This window comes from Nocardia sp. NPDC050378 (genome assembly GCF_040655675.1).
Lineage (GTDB): Bacteria > Actinomycetota > Actinomycetes > Mycobacteriales > Mycobacteriaceae > Nocardia > Nocardia coubleae.
The window spans coordinates 110,892-129,633 of the sequence record NZ_JBFAKI010000008.1; the positions used below are offsets into that span (position 1 = coordinate 110,892).

General features: G+C 69.5%; 17 protein-coding genes. 9 read left to right on the plus strand and 8 right to left on the minus strand.

Annotated elements, in window-relative coordinates; translation table 11 throughout:
• Window positions 1–6: 6 nt before the first annotated feature.
• From AB0I35_RS19405 to AB0I35_RS19415, 3 genes are read right to left on the minus strand one after another with little or no spacing between them, the layout of a single operon-like run.
• The gene (locus tag AB0I35_RS19405; RefSeq protein WP_357397470.1) at window positions 7–1,392 is read right to left on the minus strand and encodes an alanine racemase; all 1,386 of its coding nucleotides are present in this window, start codon (window positions 1,390–1,392) and stop codon (window positions 7–9) included.
• Window positions 1,383–2,393 (minus strand): ornithine cyclodeaminase family protein, encoded by a 1,011-nt coding sequence (locus AB0I35_RS19410; RefSeq protein ID WP_181696663.1) that lies wholly within the window; start codon window positions 2,391–2,393, stop codon window positions 1,383–1,385. Before AB0I35_RS19410 ends, AB0I35_RS19405 begins: the two co-directional genes overlap by 10 nt.
• Window positions 2,365–3,480: a TauD/TfdA family dioxygenase gene (locus AB0I35_RS19415; RefSeq protein WP_357397471.1), complete on the minus strand. Its 1,116-nt coding sequence runs from the start codon at window positions 3,478–3,480 to the stop codon at window positions 2,365–2,367. The genes AB0I35_RS19410 and AB0I35_RS19415 overlap by 29 nt, the downstream gene beginning before the upstream one ends.
• A gap of 302 nt (window positions 3,481–3,782) precedes the next feature.
• Here AB0I35_RS19415 and AB0I35_RS19420 point away from each other — a divergent pair, with 302 nt between their 5' ends.
• From AB0I35_RS19420 to AB0I35_RS19460, 9 genes are all read left to right on the plus strand, one after another.
• Entirely contained in the window at window positions 3,783–5,291 is a 1,509-nt protein-coding gene (locus AB0I35_RS19420) for an ABC transporter substrate-binding protein (protein WP_357397472.1), read from the plus strand.
• Window positions 5,288–6,226: an ABC transporter permease gene (locus AB0I35_RS19425; protein ID WP_357397473.1), complete on the plus strand. Its 939-nt coding sequence runs from the start codon at window positions 5,288–5,290 to the stop codon at window positions 6,224–6,226. The genes AB0I35_RS19420 and AB0I35_RS19425 overlap by 4 nt, the downstream gene beginning before the upstream one ends.
• Before the next feature lie 223 nt (window positions 6,227–6,449).
• Entirely contained in the window at window positions 6,450–9,050 is a 2,601-nt protein-coding gene (locus AB0I35_RS19430) for an ATP-binding cassette domain-containing protein (protein WP_357397474.1), read from the plus strand.
• Between the two features lie 66 nt (window positions 9,051–9,116).
• Window positions 9,117–10,250, plus strand: coding sequence for a hypothetical protein (locus AB0I35_RS19435; protein ID WP_357397475.1), 1,134 nt, complete (start codon window positions 9,117–9,119; stop codon window positions 10,248–10,250).
• Between the two features lie 85 nt (window positions 10,251–10,335).
• Window positions 10,336–11,028, plus strand: coding sequence for a lytic murein transglycosylase (locus AB0I35_RS19440; protein ID WP_225279217.1), 693 nt, complete (start codon window positions 10,336–10,338; stop codon window positions 11,026–11,028).
• Window positions 11,029–11,143: 115 nt separating this feature from the next.
• Window positions 11,144–12,430: a phosphopyruvate hydratase gene (eno, locus tag AB0I35_RS19445; RefSeq protein WP_067485554.1), complete on the plus strand. Its 1,287-nt coding sequence runs from the start codon at window positions 11,144–11,146 to the stop codon at window positions 12,428–12,430.
• A gap of 44 nt (window positions 12,431–12,474) precedes the next feature.
• Window positions 12,475–13,047, plus strand: coding sequence for a septum formation initiator family protein (locus tag AB0I35_RS19450; RefSeq protein ID WP_067485556.1), 573 nt, complete (start codon window positions 12,475–12,477; stop codon window positions 13,045–13,047).
• Complete coding sequence (locus AB0I35_RS19455) at window positions 13,048–13,569, plus strand: DUF501 domain-containing protein (protein ID WP_357397476.1); 522 nt, start codon at window positions 13,048–13,050, stop codon at window positions 13,567–13,569.
• Between the two features lie 77 nt (window positions 13,570–13,646).
• Window positions 13,647–14,603 carry a Ppx/GppA phosphatase family protein gene (locus tag AB0I35_RS19460; protein ID WP_357397477.1) on the plus strand — a complete coding sequence of 319 codons (957 nt, stop codon included), beginning with the start codon at window positions 13,647–13,649 and terminating at the stop codon, window positions 14,601–14,603.
• Between the two features lie 53 nt (window positions 14,604–14,656).
• Here AB0I35_RS19460 and AB0I35_RS19465 read toward each other — a convergent pair whose 3' ends face one another.
• The 5 genes from AB0I35_RS19465 to AB0I35_RS19485 all read right to left on the minus strand — a co-directional run bounded on the left by AB0I35_RS19465 (window position 14,657) and on the right by AB0I35_RS19485 (window position 18,719).
• The gene (locus AB0I35_RS19465) at window positions 14,657–16,198 is read right to left on the minus strand and encodes a molybdopterin-dependent oxidoreductase (RefSeq protein ID WP_357397478.1); all 1,542 of its coding nucleotides are present in this window, start codon (window positions 16,196–16,198) and stop codon (window positions 14,657–14,659) included.
• A gap of 40 nt (window positions 16,199–16,238) precedes the next feature.
• Window positions 16,239–16,964 (minus strand): anti-sigma factor, encoded by a 726-nt coding sequence (locus AB0I35_RS19470; RefSeq protein WP_357397479.1) that lies wholly within the window; start codon window positions 16,962–16,964, stop codon window positions 16,239–16,241.
• Window positions 16,961–17,611, minus strand: a complete 651-nt coding sequence (gene sigK, locus AB0I35_RS19475; RefSeq protein ID WP_357397481.1) for an ECF RNA polymerase sigma factor SigK — start codon at window positions 17,609–17,611, stop codon at window positions 16,961–16,963. Before sigK ends, AB0I35_RS19470 begins: the two co-directional genes overlap by 4 nt.
• A 116-nt stretch (window positions 17,612–17,727) precedes the next feature.
• Complete coding sequence (locus AB0I35_RS19480; protein WP_357397483.1) at window positions 17,728–18,342, minus strand: fasciclin domain-containing protein; 615 nt, start codon at window positions 18,340–18,342, stop codon at window positions 17,728–17,730.
• 110 nt (window positions 18,343–18,452) lie between these two features.
• On the minus strand, window positions 18,453–18,719 hold the full coding sequence (locus AB0I35_RS19485; RefSeq protein ID WP_357397484.1) for a YdeI/OmpD-associated family protein: 267 nt from the start codon (window positions 18,717–18,719) through the stop codon (window positions 18,453–18,455).
• Between the last annotated feature and the right edge of the window lie 23 nt (window positions 18,720–18,742).

Genomic DNA, 18,742 nt, shown 5'->3' on the forward strand with positions numbered 1-18,742 from the left:
AGTGGATCAGCGGGAAGTGGTGTCGAGGCTCCAGCGCAGCCGGCCGGCGCGCTCACGCAGCACGACCTTGGGCGGCAGGGGGAGTTCGTGGAACGGTGACTCGTTGGAATCCATCTGATACCCGGCGGTGTTCGGGTAGATCAGCAGGTCGCCGACGCGAGCGCGGCGGGGCAGCGGGATTCGCCGCCTGCTGAGGAGGTCGGATTCCAGGCAGGTGGTCGCGCCGACGCAGGCGGGGGTGGTGGCGCCGGGTCGCTGCGGCCACAGCACCGGGTCGGGCAGGTATTCGCTGGCGAACCACTGTTCGGACAAGCTCAGGCTGGTACCGTCGACGGTGAGGATGTCGTACTGGTGACCCTGTGTCGCCCGGGTTTTCACGCCTTGCACGCGGAAGACGGAACTGCCCGCGCGATCGAGCAGAGCCCGTCCCGGCTCGACAGCCAGTCGTATGCTGTTGTCACGCAGCCTTTTCGCGAGACCGTTGTGCGTGAGGACGGCGCTGAGCATGTCGGCACCCGGTGACGGGAAATGATAGGGGTAGTAATCCCCCGCAGGCGCGCTGCCGTGAAACCAGTTGTCGCTGAGCGTTTCCTGGAAACGAGACCACGAATCGGCATCGAGGTAGCCCACGCCGAAGCCGCCGCCGATCGAGATGATGTCGGCGGGATGACCCTCGGAACGTGCCCGCAGGCAGTGGTCGACCAGGGCCGTGGCTTGTTCGGCGCGGGCGGTGGCGTCGTAGCCCGACAGGTGGAAACTGAAGCCGGCCAAGCTGATCGGCCCGCCGAGGGTCATCGCTCCGATCGCCTGTTCGAGTTCCCGGGGATCCAGACCGAACCGGCTCGTCGAGCCCTCCGGCAGCACACGAAGCACGATCCGGGCAGGCAGGCCGAGCGCGGCGAGCCGGTCGAGTTCGTCCACGGCATCGATCGCGATGAGCGCGCCATGACGTGCGGCCAGCCACAGCAGATCGTCGGACTTGGCGGGCCCGGTGATCATCAGATCCTCGCCACGCACGCCCTGGGCCAGCGCAGCCACGAGCTCGCCGGTACTGGCCACATCCACTCCGGCGCCGGATTCCGCGCACGCGCGGACCACACAGGCCGCCTTGTTCGCCTTCTTCCCGAAGTAGACGAACCCGTCGACCCCCGCGTCGGTGAACGCCGACCGGAAAGCCTCGACGTTCACCGCGACCCGCTCCGGAAACAGCACGTGGAACGGTCCGCCGATCGCTTCGGCGATGTCGCCGAGCAGCAGTGGATCATCGAGCAGACGTTGCTCCACCGCATCGATGTAGGCGGGCATCGGCGGTGCGCAGTGGGACAGGTCATCGGCTGTGCTGGACCGGAATTCGTCGACGACCTGGGCGGAGTCGGCTCCGGCTAATCCCACAGCGGCACCTCCGTGCCTCGCCCCTCGGCGATCGCACGCGCCGCCAGCGCATGCGCGACCGCGATATCGGTGAGCACCAGCCCGCTGTTGTAGACGAAGATCTTCTCGTCGTCGGAGCGACGAGCCGTGGCCGCGCGGGTGAGGATCTGGGGGAGTTCGGCGTCGACCGAGCGCAGCGTGCCGTCGGGGCCCGCCATGTCGGTGCCGGTCAGGGCCATCTGTGCGGCACTGGTCGCCACCACCCGATCGGCGTCGACCAGCGTCGACGGTGCCAGCCCGTATCCCACGAGCACCGCGACGGAACCCGGTGCCAGGTGCGCGGATTCGAGCGCGACCTCGGTGCCTGGACCGGCGGTCGCCAGCACCACATCGGCGGTGGGTGCCGCCGCGTACGGATCGTCCACCTGTTCCAGTACCGCGTGCGGCACCTCGGCGGCCAGCTGCGCGTGCACCGCCGCCAGACCCTCGGCGTGCGTGCCGTACACCATCAGCTTGCGTAGCTGCGGATTCGCCGCGAGCAGGTGTGGCAGCGCGTTGCGCCCCTGGGTCCCGGTACCGATGAGCAACGCGCTCTCCGCACCACGGCGAACCGTCTCGCGCACCAGCAGTGCCGACACCGCCGGAGTGCGCAACGCGCCCACCCGGGCGCAGTCCATCATCGCGATAGGGGCGCCGGTGGTGTCGTCGTAGAGGGTGATGGTGGTGTAGTACCGCTTGGTGCTGCGGTCGTGTCCCGGGTCGAACTTGTAGGAGGTCTTCATCGCCACCACGCGGCGGCGGCCGTCGCGGCCGAGCATCGCGTAGGACACCGACGAGCCACCCGGATCGGCGACGCTCAGCTTGCGCGGGTTGTCGGATTCGCCCGCGGCGAAGGCGAGATAGGCCTCCTCGACGGCCCGTACCACCTCGGCGGGCGTGATCGGCACATCGGCCAGATCGCTGCGCGAGAGCACTCGGAGCCCGACGCTGCGGTCACGGTTGTTCAACGGATCCTCGTTCATCTGCACTGTCCTGCCCTGCCGTCCGATCGGTGCGCGCCCGATACGGCGCGATCACCTCTTGCCCGTACCCATTCTCGGACGCTTCCTCGCCCCGCCGACGACGTTCCGGCAGGCGGATATTGACGCGCTTGAGCCACCGATCGGTGCCGTCGTAGCGGGCGCGGAACGGTACCCGGCCGTGCACGGCCACATCGTTGTCGACGAGCAGGAGCTCGCCGGGGGCAAGCGCCGGAGCGTGACAGACTCGCGCGAGTTCGGCGGTGAGCCGGGCGTAGGCCGCGCGGAACGCCGGGTCGGCGTCGTCGAGCGGGGTATAGGCCGGGTCGTATCTGATGGTGTCGCAACCGTTTTCGTCCACCCAGACGGTAGGCAGCGGTGGTGCGAACGATCCGAAGTCGGTGCCGTAGGAGACGTCGGGCAGGATCGGCACCGTCGGGGTGGCCAGGATGCGGCGATCCTCGTCGCCGAGTTCGACCTCGCGGATCGAGGACACGGTGGTAGCCACGCGATCCGGGTTGCGCACGCACGCCAGCATCAGCAGATTGGCGCGTTCGGCGTGGAAGGCGTCCTCGGAGTGCGGGCTCAGCAGTGTCGCGCTGCTGGCACCGGACTGTTCGTGTTCGTGTCCGGCGGCGGGCACGATGTTGTTGACCAGCCGCCCGTTCTGCTGACCGAGCCAGCCGAACAGGTCACCCGCACACCGGGCGAGCAGCAGCAGGACGATGTCGAGTTCCAGCGAACCGAGGTGGGTCGAATCGCCCGCCGAGACGGCCGCACGCTGCCAATCGGCAGGCGTCGGACCGAATTCGGCGTCGCTCACCCGCAGTCCCCGCACCACGGTCGCGCCCGCCGCGGTGGCGGGTGGGCGGACGGCGTGTCGCACGGATGCCGGGAGTTCGCCGGCACGCCGATCGATCTCGGCCAGCAGGGCGGGGTCGTGCAGGGTCTCGGTATGCGGTAGGTCACTCAGTTGATGTCGGATCTCGGCGGCGAGGTGGCGAACGGCCTGGGCGGCGTCCGGCTCGAACTCGCGGTACTCGATGTCGTGCAGGTGAATCGTTTTACGTTCGGAGAGAACGCTTTTCACCGGCCTTCCCTTCTTCGCATCGGTCGAACGCGGGTGGTGGAGACTCGATGAGCGAAGGTAGTGCCTGGCAATGGATTAGGCAAGACTTACCTAACATGCTCTCATGGCAAATAGCTTATGGGTATGAGCCTGATTTCTACCCGAAGTCGCTGGCAGTCGCCGAATCGGGGGCCGTGGGCGGCGTGGCGGAACGGTCTCGGTCGAAAGGAAGACCACCACCGGGCCACTGTTTTAGGCTAGCCTCGCCTAGTTTGCGGCGCCCGGTGAAGGGGTTCGGCGCCCGCCGCTCGAGGAGGAACACCATGGGTTTCACACGCAGGCAGTTGCTGCAATCCGGCATCGGTCTCACCGCAGTGCTGCTGGCCGCGGCGTGCGCCAGCGGCGAGGAGTCGAACGGAACCGTCAAGCCGGGCGGCACGCTGCGCGTCGGCGCGCTCGGCACCGCCGCGCGCAGTGAACGCGATCCGCACGCCAATCTCAGCAACGAGAGCGACTTCCTGATCGCCTCGCTCGTCTACGACGCACTGACCGTGCCCGGCGACAACCCGAATGTCGTCGGGCGCCTGGCCTCGCGCTGGGAGGCCGACGCCGAGAACCGCCGCTGGACCTTCACCATCGCCGAGGGCGCCAAGTTCCACAACGGCGCGCCGGTCACCGCAGAGGACGTGGTGTGGTCGATGCGGCGGCTGCGGTCGGTGGGCGGGGCGTCGAAGATGCCGGTCGCCGAGAACGACATCGTCGCCGACGGACCGAACCGTGTGGTGTTCACCGTGCCCGCACCCAATACCCAACTGCCGCTGCTGCTCCGGCTGATGACCTTCACCGTCCCGCAGGGCACCACCGACTTCGCCGCCGCCGTCGGCTCCGGTCCGTTCCGGCTCGAGTCCTACCAGAACGGCAACGCCCGCCTGGTGCGCAACGAGAACTGGCACGGCACCCCGCCGTCGCTGGATGCCATCGAGGTGACCATGTTCGACAGCGTCACCGCGCTGGGCAACGCGGTGCTCGGTGGACAGATCGACCTGGCCTCCAATGTGGGCGCCATCGCGGGCCGCACCGCCGCCGGTCGCGGCGACCTGCAGGTGATCCGCCGCCCGGACGACACCATGCTCGGTGTCGCGATGCGCGCCGCCGACGGGCCGTTCGCCGACGCGCGGGTGCGCACCGCGTTGCGGCTCGGCGTGGACCGGGAGGCGCTGGTCAACCAGGTGCACTCCGGGTTCGGCACGGTCGCCGCCGATGTGCTCGGCACCGCCGACCCGCTCTACGACACCTCGCTGCGCCGCGGGCGCGATATCGAGCGGGCGAAGACCCTGCTGCGCGAGGCGAATTTCGACACCGGACGCAGCTACCCGTTCGTCACCAAGGCCGAGGTGCCCGGTGAGGTCGAGTCGGCGAAGGTGATCGCGTCCCAGCTCGCCGAAATCGGAGTCCGCCTCGACGTGCAGGTGGTCGAGTCGGCCGCGTTCTACGACCAGACCTGGTTGAACGCCCCGCTCTACACCGTGTCCTGGGGCACCAACGATTCGGTGCTTTTCCTGGCCGACAAGCTGATGACCTCCGGCTCCAACCGCAACGAAACCGCCTTCCGCGACCCGGAATTCGACGCCGCCAACGCCAAGGCGCTCGCCGCGACGGGCGACGAGTACGGCCGTGCGGTGCGTGAGTTGCAGCGCATCCAGTTCGAGCGCGGTGGCTACCTGGTGTGGGGCATGGCCGACGGTGTCGACATCGCCGCCGCGTCGGTGCGCGGGCTGCCGACCCTCGGCGGTTTCGCCCGCGTCCAGCTGGAACGTGCCTGGTTGGCGTGAGTGCCGTGAAAGCGTTCGCCCTGCCCGCGCTGCGCCGGGTCGTGCTGCTGGTGACCCTGCTGGCCATCGTGTTCGTCGCGGTGGATCTGCTGCCGGGCAGCGCGGCCCGCTCGGTGCTGGGCAGGGAGGCCGGTGCGGCCGAACTCGCGGCCAAGGAACACGAGCTGGGTCTGGATCGCGCCCTGCCGGTGCAGTTCTGGCACTGGATCACCGGTGTGCTGACCGGTGATTTCGGCCGGACCGCACGCGGTAACCCGATCGGCGCCATGCTCGCCGACAAGTTCCCGCAGACGCTGCTGCTCGGCGGGATCGCCCTGCTGCTCACGGTGGTGTGCTCGCTCGCCCTCGGCTGCTGGTGGGCGATGCGGCCGAAAGCTCTGGGTTCGCGAATCCTGCAGCCGACCACCACCATTGCCGTCGCCGTCCCCGAATTCGTCTGCGGCACCGTGCTGATCCTGGTGTTCTCCCTGGCCACCGGCTGGTTGCCCGCCGTGACGATCACCGACCGCTCCGGATTCCCGGCGGGCCCCGAGATGCTGGTGCTTCCGGTGCTTGCGCTCGCGATTCCCCAGATCGGCTGGAACACGCGGGTGGTGCGGTCGGCGCTCCTCGACGTCGCCGCCGCACCTCATGTGGAAAGCGCTGTCCTGGACGGCATTCCGCGCCACACCATTCTGCTCCGGCACATGCTGCCCTTCGCCGCTCCCACGATCGTCGCCGGGTACGCGACCTCCGTCGGCATGCTCTTCGGTGGCGCCCTGGTCGTCGAAACCCTCTTCAACTACCCCGGCGTGGGTGCCATGCTCGCGGGCTCGGTGGCCGACCGCGACACCGCGACCGTCGCCGCCGTGGTCGCCCTCACCGCCATCGTCATCATGGTCCTCCTCGCGTGCGCGGACTTCGTCCGCACCTGGTCCACCCGGGGCGCCCGATGACCGGCGATCAAGATCACTACGCGTTGGTGGCGGTGGCGGCTCGGTCGTTGCTCACGCCCGATCGTGGTGCTCGGGTGTCCATGTCCTGCGGGTCAGGTGTGGACGGGTTGGTTCGGTGCACGAGCCGGAGTTTCGGGAAATCCGCGGAGGTGGCGTGATGGGTGCGGAAAAGTGGGGGCGCGGCCGGCGTTCATCGCGCGCGGCGTGGGGCTTCGGGGGAGCTGTGCGTTCGTGGCGGTGGGGTGCGGGTTTCGGGGTGGGGCTGGTGGTGTTGTGTGCGCTGGTCGGGCCGTTGTTCGCGCCGCACGGGGCCCAAGAGGCGGTGGGGATTCCGTTCGCGGAGCCGGGTGGGGGCGCGGTGCTCGGCACCGACCGGCTCGGACGCGATGTGTTCAGTCACTTGCTGACCGGAGGAACGCAGCTGCTCGTGGTCTCGGCGGTGATCGCGGTGGCGGTGACCGTGCTGTCGGCGGTGCTCGGGGCGGTCGCCGCGGTGCGGCCGCGGGCGGGCTCGGTGATCGAACTCGCGGGTGATCTCGTCATTCTCCTGCCCGCCGTGCTCGGCATCCTGCTCGTGCTCACCGCCTGGCCGCAGGGTGGCGTAGCGGCGTTGATCGTGGTGTCGCTGGTGTTCGGTGTGCCGTACTGCGCGCGGATCTTCGCCGCCTCGGCCGCGAGCATCGCCGCAACCGGCTATGTCGAGGCAGCCGTCGCCAGCGGAGAATCGCTGGCCTACTTGGCCTTCCGTGAGATCCTGCCCAACCTCCGCTCGGTCTTCACCACCCAGCTCGGCCTGCGCTTCGTCGTGGCGATCTACCTGGTGAGTACCGTCTCCTTCCTCGGTGTGCCCGCGCTCGGGGCCGACAACTGGGCGGTCATGGTCCGCGACAACGCCTCCGGCATCCTCCTCAACCCCTGGGCGGTGCTGGCACCCAGCGCCGCCATCGCGGTTGTCGCCGTCGGCGTGAACCTGGTGGTCACCGCCGGGGCCGCGCGTAGAACCCGACGCCCGCGGACTCCTGATGAGTCGGCATCTCCCACCGGTGCGGGGTATGTCGTGGCGCCGAAGGCGGCGGCCGACGGGCCGGTGTCCGCAGGGCGGCCGAACGGACGACCCGCACTGATGGGCGCCGAAGCGGCGGATGGGCGCGCGTCAGGACCGCGTTCCTCGGAGCGACGCCCGGCTTCGGCCGTGGCCACTGGCCGGGGGTCTCATCCGGTGCCCGACGCGGAAGATGTGGCGGTGGTCGAGGGGCTGACGGTGGCGAGCGAGACCGGGGCGGTGCTGCTCGCGCCGTTGTCCTTCCGGTTGACGGCAGGGACCGTGACGGCGCTGACGGGGGCCTCCGGGGCGGGGAAGTCGACGGCGATGCGTGCTCTGCTCGGGCACGTGCCCGTCGGGATGCGGTGTGCGGGGACGGTGCTGGTGGCCGGGCAGGATGTCTTCGGGCTCGATCCCCGTGCGCTGCGGATGTTCCGGCGAGAGCGCATCGCCTATGTCGGCCAGGATCCCGGGTCCGAGCTGAACCCCCTGCTGCGGGTCCGTGCGCTCCTCGCCGAAGCCGCACCCACCAACTCCGAGGCCGAACGGCAAGCCATGCTCGATCGTGTCGGACTGGACGAGACGTTCCTGCGGCGCCGCGTCGGTCGCCTGTCCGGCGGCCAGCAACGCCGGGTTGCCCTGGCCCGTGCCCTCCTCCGCCGCCCTACCGTCCTCATCCTCGACGAACCCCTTGCCGGCCTGCACGGTGCCCTGCGTACGGAAATAGCCCGGCTCATAGCTGATCTCGCCGTCACCGATTCCACCGCCGTCCTGCTTTCCGGCCACGACACCACCACCGTCCACGCCATCGCCGACACGGTGATCGAAGTCCACCCACCCAGCGCCGTACCCACGGCCGACCGGTCGAGCGCGATGCCCGAAGAGGTGCATGCTGGAGGCGGTGGTCCCTCGGCGGCTGGTCGCGGCACCGCTGGGCCGACGAATGGTGCCGCTGCGTCCGGTGACGAGGTGCTTCGAGGCGAGATCACGGTTGCCGAGGGCTTCACCGCACCTGCGGATGCCACAACAATCGGGACCGGTGTACCAGGTATCGCGCTGTCCGCCAGGGGAATCAGCGCCACCGTCGACAACCACCGAATTCTCCGTGCGATCGATCTGGAGGTGCGGGCGGGGGCGGCCTTGGCGGTCGTCGGGCCTTCGGGGGCAGGCAAGACCACGTTGGCGCGGGTGATCGCGGGGTTGCAGATCGCGGAGGCAGGGGTTGTCGAGGCAGGCGGGATGCGGGCGCCGGTCGAGAAACGGCGACGGATCAAGGTGGGGGCCAACGGTATTCAGCTCGTGACGCAGAACCCGTTGGCCGCGTTGAATCCTCGCCGAACTGTCGAACAGACGCTGGCCCGGCCGCTGCGCCGGATCGCACGCGTGCCGAAACCGGATGTGCGTGAGCGGGTCGAGGCCCTGCTCGCCGATGTGGATCTGCCTGCCGACCTCGCGGGCAGACGACCGCACGAACTGTCGGGCGGACAACGTCAGCGCGTGGCGCTGGCCCGAGCTCTCGCCGCCGATCCGGCCGTCCTGATCTGCGACGAGATCACCACGGCCCTCGACCAGCACACGGCGGCGGGCGTCATGACCCTGCTCGACCGCCTGCGCACCGAGCACGGCACCGCCGTCCTGCTCATCAGCCACGACATGGCCCTGGTTGCCAGGCACTGCACCGACCTGTTGGTCCTAGACCACGGCGAGGTCGTCGAAAGAGGTGATCCCGCAATCGTTCTCGCCGCTCCGGCGCACCGCGCCACCGCGGAGCTGCTGGTGTAACGGCGCGGCGACAGGAGTCGATCTCATCGGGTTGTCCCCCAAGCGTTTTCAAGGAGACGAACCCCGATGATCCACCCTGCCCCTCCGCCTGAGGGCGCTGTGCCGCCGAACCCGCCGCCGTCGACCGACATTCCGGTGGTGCGGCCGTGGGGCGAATCGTCTCCGAACCCCGCGCCGGAACCGACCCCAGCGCGCCGTAGATCCCTGGTGATGCTCGCGATCGTCGCCATCGTCGTATTGCTCACCGCCGCCGGGGCAGTCACGGGCTACCTCCTCACCCGGCCCGGCGAACCACGCATGGCCGTCGGTGATTGCGTGAGCCGAGACGAACTGCCCGTCGAATACGCCTGCGCCGACGACCTCGCCGTATACCGGGTGCTCGCCAGGGAACCGATGCAGCACCCGTTCGCCCTGGCCTGCATGAAATTCGAGAAGGCGACCCGCGCGGTGGCCGACCCGAGCCCCACCGACGGCGAAACCGTGCTGTGCCTCGAACCGACCGCGAAGAACGCGACCGACGCGGGCGGCCTTCGCCCCGGCGACTGCATCGATGTGCGCAAGTCCGGGGGCGAAATCGAACGCAGCACATGCGGTTTCACCGGCGGACCCCACGTGGTGATCGCCACCGAGCTGCACGTCAAGGTCCCGGTCACCGATCGGGCCTGCGAATCCCACCCGGAAACCCGCGAAGCCTACGCCCAATCGTCCCTGGGTGGCCGTGCCGTGGTGGTCTGCACGAGGCCCGCCGAGGACTCCGACTCGATGGCGGGCGCCTTTGTGGGCGAATGCGCCTCGAATGTGTCGATGAAGACGATCGCGTGCGCGCACCGGTCCGCCACGCACCGGGTGCTCTCGGTGCGCACCCAGTACACCGAACCGGCCGACCCGAAATGCGCGGAGGTCACCAACGCCAACGCGGCATCGGTCTCGCTCAACGCCAACACCGACCTGCGCGTCGTCGTCTGCCTCGGCCCGATCGACCAGAACCACCTCGGCTACGCCCGGCCCGGCGACTGCGTCACCGGTTACGCAGGCACCGCGGGCCTGCCGAGGCTGGTGAGCTGTGACGACAGCAGTGCCGACGGTCGCGTCACGTCCGTGTACGACGAAGCGAACATCGGTTGTTCGGCCGGCGAGGCGCGAATGTCACGCGAGGCGGGCGTTTCCCACGGCTCGACCATCTGCCTCGTCGCGACCTGAGAACTCTGAGAAGTCACTGTGAGATGTGCATGGCGGCCCGCTGATCTGGATGATTGGTTGAGTGTCTGTGCAGAAAGCCGGCGTCATCGTCGCCGTGGCGGTGGCCGCGTTGCTCACGGGGTGTAGTTCGCTCGCGTCGATTCCCGGTGACATGCCTCCAGGCCCCGGCGTGGCCTTACCCGTCATCGATATCGATGCGCCGGGTCGCGCCGCCACGCAATTGCGCGGCTGGGCCGACGAGCAGTCCGACGCGCTCGGCATCGCACCGGTGGCACTCGAGGCCTACGGCTACGCCGCTGCCGTGCTCGCCAGGTCGGCGCCCGAGTGCGGCATCGCCTGGACGACGATCGCGGGCATCGCCAGCGTGGAGAGCGGGCACGGCACCCACCGCGGCGCCGACGTGGACGCCGACGGAACCGTTCGCCCGCCGATCATCGGCGTCGCCCTCGACGGAACCAAGGGCAATGCCGTCATCCGCGACACCGACGGCGGCCGCCTCGACGGCGACACCACCTACGACCGGGCGGTCGGGCCGCTGCAGTTCATCCCCGAGACATGGCAGCGCTGGGCCGTCGACGCCAACGGCGACGGCGTCCTCGATCCCCAGAACATCGACGACGCCGCCCTCACCGCCGCCCGCTACCTCTGCACCCGCGGCGGCAACCTGACCTCGGCCGACGGCTGGCAGCGTGCCCTGTTCGCCTACAACCAGTCGAACAAGTACATGCTGGTCGTGCGGGATCGGGCCGCCGCCTACAGCATCGGGCGCCGCGCCTAGTCGCCACCTGCCCGGAGCGCCGGTTACTGCCCGCCACCGCGAGACGATAGGCTCGGCTGCGCACGGACCATCCCGTGAGACCTACCGTGCCTTTCCGTCGTAAGGAGTCGTTTTCGTGGCCATCATCGAACAGGTCGGAGCTCGCGAGATTCTGGATTCGCGCGGCAATCCCACTGTCGAGGTCGAGATCGCCCTCGACGACGGCACCCTGACCAGGGCAGACGTGCCGTCCGGCGCGTCCACCGGTGAGCACGAGGCCGTTGAGCTGCGCGACGGTGGCGACCGCTACAACGGCAAGGGCGTCACCAAGGCCGTCGAGGGTGTCCTCGACGAGATCGCGCCCGCCATCATCGGCCTCGACGCCGTCGAGCAGCGCACCGTCGACCAGGTCCTGCTGGATCTGGACGGCACCCCCGACAAGTCCCGCCTCGGCGCCAACGCCCTGCTCGGCGTCTCGCTGGCCGTGGCCCGCGGTGCCGCCGAGTCCTCGGGGCTCGAGCTGTTCCGCTACCTTGGCGGCCCGAACGCCCACGTGCTGCCCGTGCCGATGATGAACATCCTCAACGGTGGCGCGCACGCCGACACCGGCGTGGACGTGCAGGAATTCATGGTCGCCCCGATCGGCGCGCCCACCTTCCGCGAGGCGCTGCGCTGGGGCACCGAGGTGTACCACTCGCTCAAGGCCGTGCTCAAGGAGAAGGGCCTGTCCACCGGCCTGGGTGACGAGGGTGGCTTCGCCCCCGATGTCGCGGGCACCAAGGAAGCGCTCGACCTGATCAGCCTGGCCATCCAGAAGGCGGGCTACAAGCTCGGCACCGATGTCGCGCTCGCGCTCGACGTGGCCGCCACCGAGTTCTACACCCCCGGTGAGGGTTACAAGTTCGAGGGCAAGGTCCGCTCGGCCGAGGAGATGGGCCAGTTCTACGAGGAGCTGCTCACCCAGTACCCGCTGGTCTCCATCGAGGACCCGCTGTCGGAGGACGACTGGGACGGCTGGGTCGCGCTCACCGACGCCATCGGCGACAAGGTGCAGCTCGTCGGCGACGACCTGTTCGTCACCAACCCGGAGCGCCTGGAAGAGGGCATCGCCAAGGGCGCGGCCAACGCGCTGCTGGTGAAGGTCAACCAGATCGGCACCCTCACCGAGACCCTCGACGCGGTCGACCTGGCCCACCGCAACGGCTACAAGACCATGATGTCGCACCGTTCGGGCGAGACCGAGGACACCACCATCGCCGACCTCGCGGTCGCCGTCGGTTCCGGCCAGATCAAGACCGGCGCGCCCGCGCGTTCGGAGCGGGTCGCCAAGTACAACCAGCTGCTGCGTATCGAGGACGCCCTCGGTGATTCGGCACGCTACGCCGGCGACGTGGCCTTCCCGCGTTTCACCGGCGAGTTCTGAACAAGAAGTACCGCGGGACCTGGAGATGATGGGGTAGAGCGCCAATGACCGAGCGACGTGCGCGGGGGACCAGTCCGGGTGGACGAGGCGACCGGCGCACGTCGCGGGCCGCGCGCTCACGCCCCAGTCCGCTCGACACACCCGGCCGTCCGACCGCCGCCAAACGCACCACCCGGCGGCGGCCGGAAACGGCCACCCGCAAGCCGAGCGGCAAGCTGGAACGCACCGAGCACACCATCCTGGGCCTGTCCACCGGCAAGGCGGTGATCCTGGCGGCCGTGTTGTGCGGGCTGGCGCTCACCCTGGCCGTGCCGACGCGCACGTACTTCAGTCAGCGTGCCGAGGCGGCCGCGCTGGCCGAGGAACGCGCGGAACTCGACGCCGACCTGGCCGCCCTGCGCGATCGTCGTGCGCAGCAACAGGACCCGGCCTACATCCGCACCGAGGCCCGGGAACGGCTGCGGCTGGTGATGCCGGGCGAAACCCCTTACATCGTGCAGGTTCCCGGCATCGAGGCGCCCGCACCGCCGCCGATGAGTACCCGAACAGCGGAGCCCGACCCCTGGTACACCGACCTGTGGCGCAGCATCTCCGAACCAGCACCGGAAGGACCGTAGGTGACCGCACCGAACGACCGCGACCTCGAGATCATCGCCCGGCAACTGGGCCGCGAGCCGCGCGGAGTCCTCGCGATCGCCTACCGCACCCCGGACGGTCTGCCCGCCGTGGTGAAGACCGCGCCGCGCCTGCCCGACGGCACCCCGTTCCCCACCCTCTACTACCTCACCGACCCGCGCTTGACCGCGGAGGCGAGCAGGCAGGAATCGGCCGGGGTGATGCGCGAGATGACCGAACGCCTCGCCCACGACCCCGAGCTGGCCGCCGCCTACCGCGCCGCGCACGAGAGCTACCTGGCCGAGCGCAACGAGATCGAGTCGCTCGGAACGGATTTCACCGGCGGCGGCATGCCCGACCGGGTCAAGTGCCTGCACGTGCTGATCGCGCATTCCCTGGCCAAGGGGCCGGGCGTGAACCCGCTCGGTGACGAGTCCGTGGCCTTGGCCGCTGACGCCGGGCTGCGCGGGACCGCCATTCCGGCCGACTGGCCCGCTGCCCGCGAGTCCGACGAATCCGCTTGATCCCTCGATCGGGGCGCGCGCATGGGCGAACAGGCATAATCGCGGACAGCAACCGGTCGAGACCTGGAGGAACACTCATGAGTGAGCGCATCGCCGCAGTGGACTGCGGAACCAACTCGATCCGACTGCTGATCTCCGAAGTCGGCGCCGACAAGGTGCTGACCGATGTGCACCGCGAGATGCGCATCGTGCGACTCGGCCAAGGTGTCGACGCGACCGGACGGCTCGCCCCCGAGGCGATCGAACGGACCCGCGCCGCGCTGGCCGATTACGTCGATGTGATGCTGGCGCAAGGTGTTTCGCGCGTGCGGATGGTAGCCACCTCGGCCACCCGCGACGCCGCCAACCGGGACGACTTCTTCTCCATGACCCGCACCGAGTTGGGCCGCGTGGTCGAGGGTGCCGTCGCCGAAGTCATCACCGGTGACGAGGAAGCTCGCCTGTCCTTCGCCGGCGCGGTCGGTGAATTGTCCGCCGACGCCGGGCCTTTCGTCGTGGTCGACCTCGGTGGCGGCTCCACCGAACTCGTCGTCGGTGACGAGAAGGGTGTGCAAGCCGCCTATTCCGCCGATATCGGCTGCGTGCGCATCACCGAACGTTGCCTGCCCGGCAATCCGCCCACGGGTGAACAGGTCGCGGCGGCAAAAGAATTCGCGCAGGAAAGGCTCGACGAAGCGTTCGCGAAGGTCCCTGTCGACAAGGTCAACACCTGGGTCGGTGTCGCGGGCACCATGACCACGATCACCGCCGTCGCCCTCGACCTGCCCGAATACGATTCGGAGCGGGTACATCTCACCCGCCTGACCCTCGACGAGGTGCACCAGGTGTGTGACCGCCTCGTCGCCATGAACCACGACGAGCGCGCCGCCCTCGGCCCCATGCATCCCGGCCGCGTCGATGTGATCGGCGGCGGCGCGGTGATCACCGAGGTCCTGGCCGACGAACTCGCCGCCCGAGCCGGGGTCACCGAACTGATCGTCAGCGAACACGACATCCTCGACGGCATCGCCATGTCGATCCTCGATCGAGGCTGAACCCCCGATCGCGCGGTGGGCGGCCACGGAGGTGGCCGAACCGGCGCGGCGACTCAGCGAATGGTGATCACCCGGCTGTGTTGTCCGGTTGCGCCGTCGGGGAACGGTGTCGTCCGCTCGTCGGTCTGGACGTAGCCGGTGGCGTCGGTGGCGCGCACGCGCAGGGAGTGGGTACCGGGTGAGGCGTCCCAGCGCCACGTCCATTGCCGCCAGGTATCGAGGGAGTACGCCTCGGCCAGCGTGGCCCGCTGCCAGTCGCCGTCGTCGACCTGGACTTCGACGGCGGCGATGCCGCGACCCTGTGCCCAGGCGACGCCCGCGACCACGACCTGGCCCGCGGGCAGGGTCGCGAACGCCGCGGGGACGTCGATCCGGGAGGCCGTTTTGATCGGTGCCCGCGGTGCCCATCCGCGCCGCGTCCAGTAGGCCTCGGCCCGATCGAAGCGGGTGACTTCGAGGTCGACGACCCACTTGGTGGCCGAGACGTACCCGTAGAGGCCGGGGACGATCATTCGCGCGGGATAGCCGTGCCGTACCGGCAACGCCTCGCCGTTCATCGCCACCGCGAGCAGGGCGTCCTGGTTACCGGTGAGCGTGGCCAGTGGTGTGCTGGCGGTGAAACCGTCGATACTGCGGGACAGCACCATGTCGGCGTCGGGGGAGGGGCCGGCCTCGGCGAGCAGGTCGGCCAGCCGGTAGCCCGTCCAGCGGGCCGTGCCGAGCAGGTCACCGCCGACCTCGTTCGAGACACAGGTGAGCGTGATGACCGATTCCACGGCTTCGCGTGCGGTGAGCTCGTCGTAGTCCAGCCGGATCTCGCGCTCGACCATGCCGTGAATGCGCAAGCGCCATTCGGCGCGGGTCAGGGACGGCAATTGCAGCGCGGTGTCGACCCGGTAGAACTCGTCGGCGTCGGTGACGAACGGGGTGATCCCCCGCACCGGCAGATCCATCTCCGCCGACACCGGCGGTGCGGGTTTCGCGACCCTCGGCAGCAGGAACGCGGCCCGGTCGGCGGCGATATCGCGCAAACGGGTGGCGAGGTAGCGCCCGGCCACGCCCGCCGCGAGGACGCCCGCGGTGACCCCGGCCAGAGCCAGCACGAAACCGCGACGGCTCGCCCCGGCCGTGCCCGGCGACGGCTCCGAACCCGAGAAACTCACGAACAACACGGCCAGCGCGGCCACACCGGCGAGGGTGCCGACGAGTGCGGGCACCGCGAACCAGAACGTGGCGGACGGTCGCCGCAGCGCCAGCAAGGCGACGATCGAGCCGAGCGCGGTGAGCAGGGCCGCCGCGAGGACGAGGCGGCGGCGGGCGAGCTCACCGAGCAGGCTCGCCGCGATCACCATCACCGCGAGCATCGAGACAGCCAGCGCCAGCTTGTCGTTGGCGCCGAACCACCGAATCGCACTCTCTTTCAACCACTTCGGGGTGTTGTCGACCACGGTGGCGCCGAGCACGAAGAACGGTGAGGCCGCAGGAGCCAGGAGCACCGCGACGAGATGACCGACGGCGAGCACGGTGGCCGCGGCAGCCGTGGCGGCCGCCGCGGCCGCGAGATGCCCCAGCCGCCGGGGTGCGCGGTGAATCATGCTGACCTCCTGAGGATATGACCGCCGGTACCCCGGTCGATCAGCCGACTTTCACACCGGCGATCACCGGTGGCGTCGGCGTCGGTGACCCACCGGCCGGCTCGACCGTCACGGCGAGAGTGTCGGCCGCCTGGACCGTGGTCACGATCATGGGTTGCCCGGCCAGCACGGCCACCGATTCCGGTTCCCCCGCGGGCGGTACCCGCCACAGCTGATAGGAACGATCCGCGGGCAGGGTGGGCAGATCGTGGAATGCCACCGCCGCCGCGCCGAGTTCCTTCGACAGGTGCACCGTCATCTCGCCGCCGCCGGCGACCCGCGCCGAACTTTCCCGGCTGTCGGGTTGGTCGAGCACCTGCTGGGCGGTGATCGTGCCCGGTGCGTCGTTCGCCCGCTCGACCACGACCGTGATGCCCACCGCGGCTCCGGCGACCACCACTGCCGCCGCCGCGGCCGCGAGCCACCGTGCGGGGCGTCGCCGCGCCCGCGAAACCGTACGCAGCCCACGCGTCTCGCGCCGGTCGAGCGCTTCCATCAACGCGGCCTCGAGCCGGGCAGGCGGTGCGACCACGTCCATACTGGTCAGCGCCGCGAGGGTCTCCTGGATGCGCCGGACATTCGTGTGGAAGTCGGCTGTCACCGTCGGGCCCGCGGCGTGTAGCCGCTCGTCGATCTCGGTGCGCTCCCGGGCGTCGAGGGCGTCCAGTGCGTAGGGATAGGCGTCCTCGAACCACGACCAGGGGGTCCGCCGATCTGTCTCGTTCATCGGGAAGTCCCTCCGGTCAAACAATTCTCGAGCCTTTTCAAACCGTCCCGAATCCGGCTCTTCACCGTCGGCAACGGCACCGCCAAGGTCTCGGAGACCTCGACATAGGTGCGTCCGCTGTAGTAGGCGAGCGCGACCGCCTCGCGTTGCAGCGTGGTCATCGTCTCCAGGCAATCCAGCACCGACTGCTCGTCGAGTCGCTGGGTGACCTCCTCGGACACCACGTCGTGATCGCGGCCCAGATGGCAATGGCCGAACACGAGGTCGCGGCTGGTGGCCGACTGCTCGGCGCGCACCCGGTCGACCGCGCGCCGATGCGTGAGCATCATCAGCCAGCCGATCGGGCTCGCCCTGTCCGGGTCGTACTCCGCGGCCAACGACCACACCTGCAGAAATACTTCCTGCGCGATCTCCTCGGCGAGGGCGTGACTGCGCACGACCCGCAACGCCAGCCCGAAGACCCGCGGACTGGTGGTGCGATAGAACTCGGTGAACGCTGGTCTGCTGCCCGCGGCCACGTCGTAGAGCAAGCTGACCAGCCGAGCCTGGACGGCCCGCTCCGCCCCGCGGTCCGCAGGGCAGGCGGGCGGTGGGTCGGTCGGCACCGATCGCAGGCGGATCGGCGAGGATCCCGGGCCATTCGTCATCGTCGGACCCCTGTTTCCATGCGCATGGGAGGGATTTCGGCTCACCCGTGCCGCCGGATGGGTGTCATGACGAAATTCTTCACCCCAGCGAGCAGTCCGCGCCAGTGCCGGTGCGTTCACGCCGGTGGCATGAGCACGGTGTCGATCATGTACACCGTGGCGTTGGCGGTCTGCACCCCGCCGCACAGCACCTTCGCGTCGTTGACCGTCAGGTTGTCGCCGGAACCGCCGACCTTCACCTCGGCGCCCTGCACCGTCGCATGCGTGCCGGGGATCTGCGCGGGCTCGATCCGGCCGGGCACCACGTGGTAGGTCAGGATGCTGGTCAGGGTGGCCGAGTCGGTCTTCAACGACTCGACGGTGGCGGGATCGATCTTGCCGAACGCGGAGTCGACCGGCGCGAACACGGTGAACTGACCGCCGTTGAGCGTGTCGACGAGGTTCACATTCGGGTTGAGTTTGCCCGACACCGCCGACACCAGCGTGGTCAACATCGGGTTGTTGGACGCGGCAACGGCGACCGGGTCCTGGGCCATCCCCGCCACCGACCCCGGTCCGGCGGGAACCTGGGCCGCGTACTCGGCGCATCCTGGCCCGACCGGGCCCGAGGCCGCCGGGGTACCCATCGCCGCCGACGTGGCCGAGGTGCTCGAAGCCGCGGAGGAATCCGCGTTGTCGTCCTGGGAACAGGCCGTCATGCCGACCACCGAGCCGAGCAACAGGGCCGCCATCAAGGAATTTCGTACAGATCGCATCGTCTTCATCACTTCCGTCCAGGCGGTCGCTGCCGCACAAGCTTTTGACGGAAGGATTTCGGCCAGCCACCCTGCCCGGATGGGCGCTATCTGCCGGTGCGTTCCCGATGCCGACAGCCCGGCCAGCAGCACGGCCGCCGCTGACCCTCTTCCAGTTCCTCTTGGGTCCGCCGAATCCGCCGCTCCCGCGTCGCCGCCTGCTTGGCGTCCTCGACCCAGCAGATGAATTCGTTGCGTGCCAGCGGGGTGATGTCCCGCCACGCCGCGAGCGCCACCGCGTTCGCACTCAACGCGGCCCGCAGATCGGCGGGCAACTCGTGCAGCACACCCCCTGGCACCGTCCGCTCACTCATAACCCCAGGTTAACCGCTGTCTC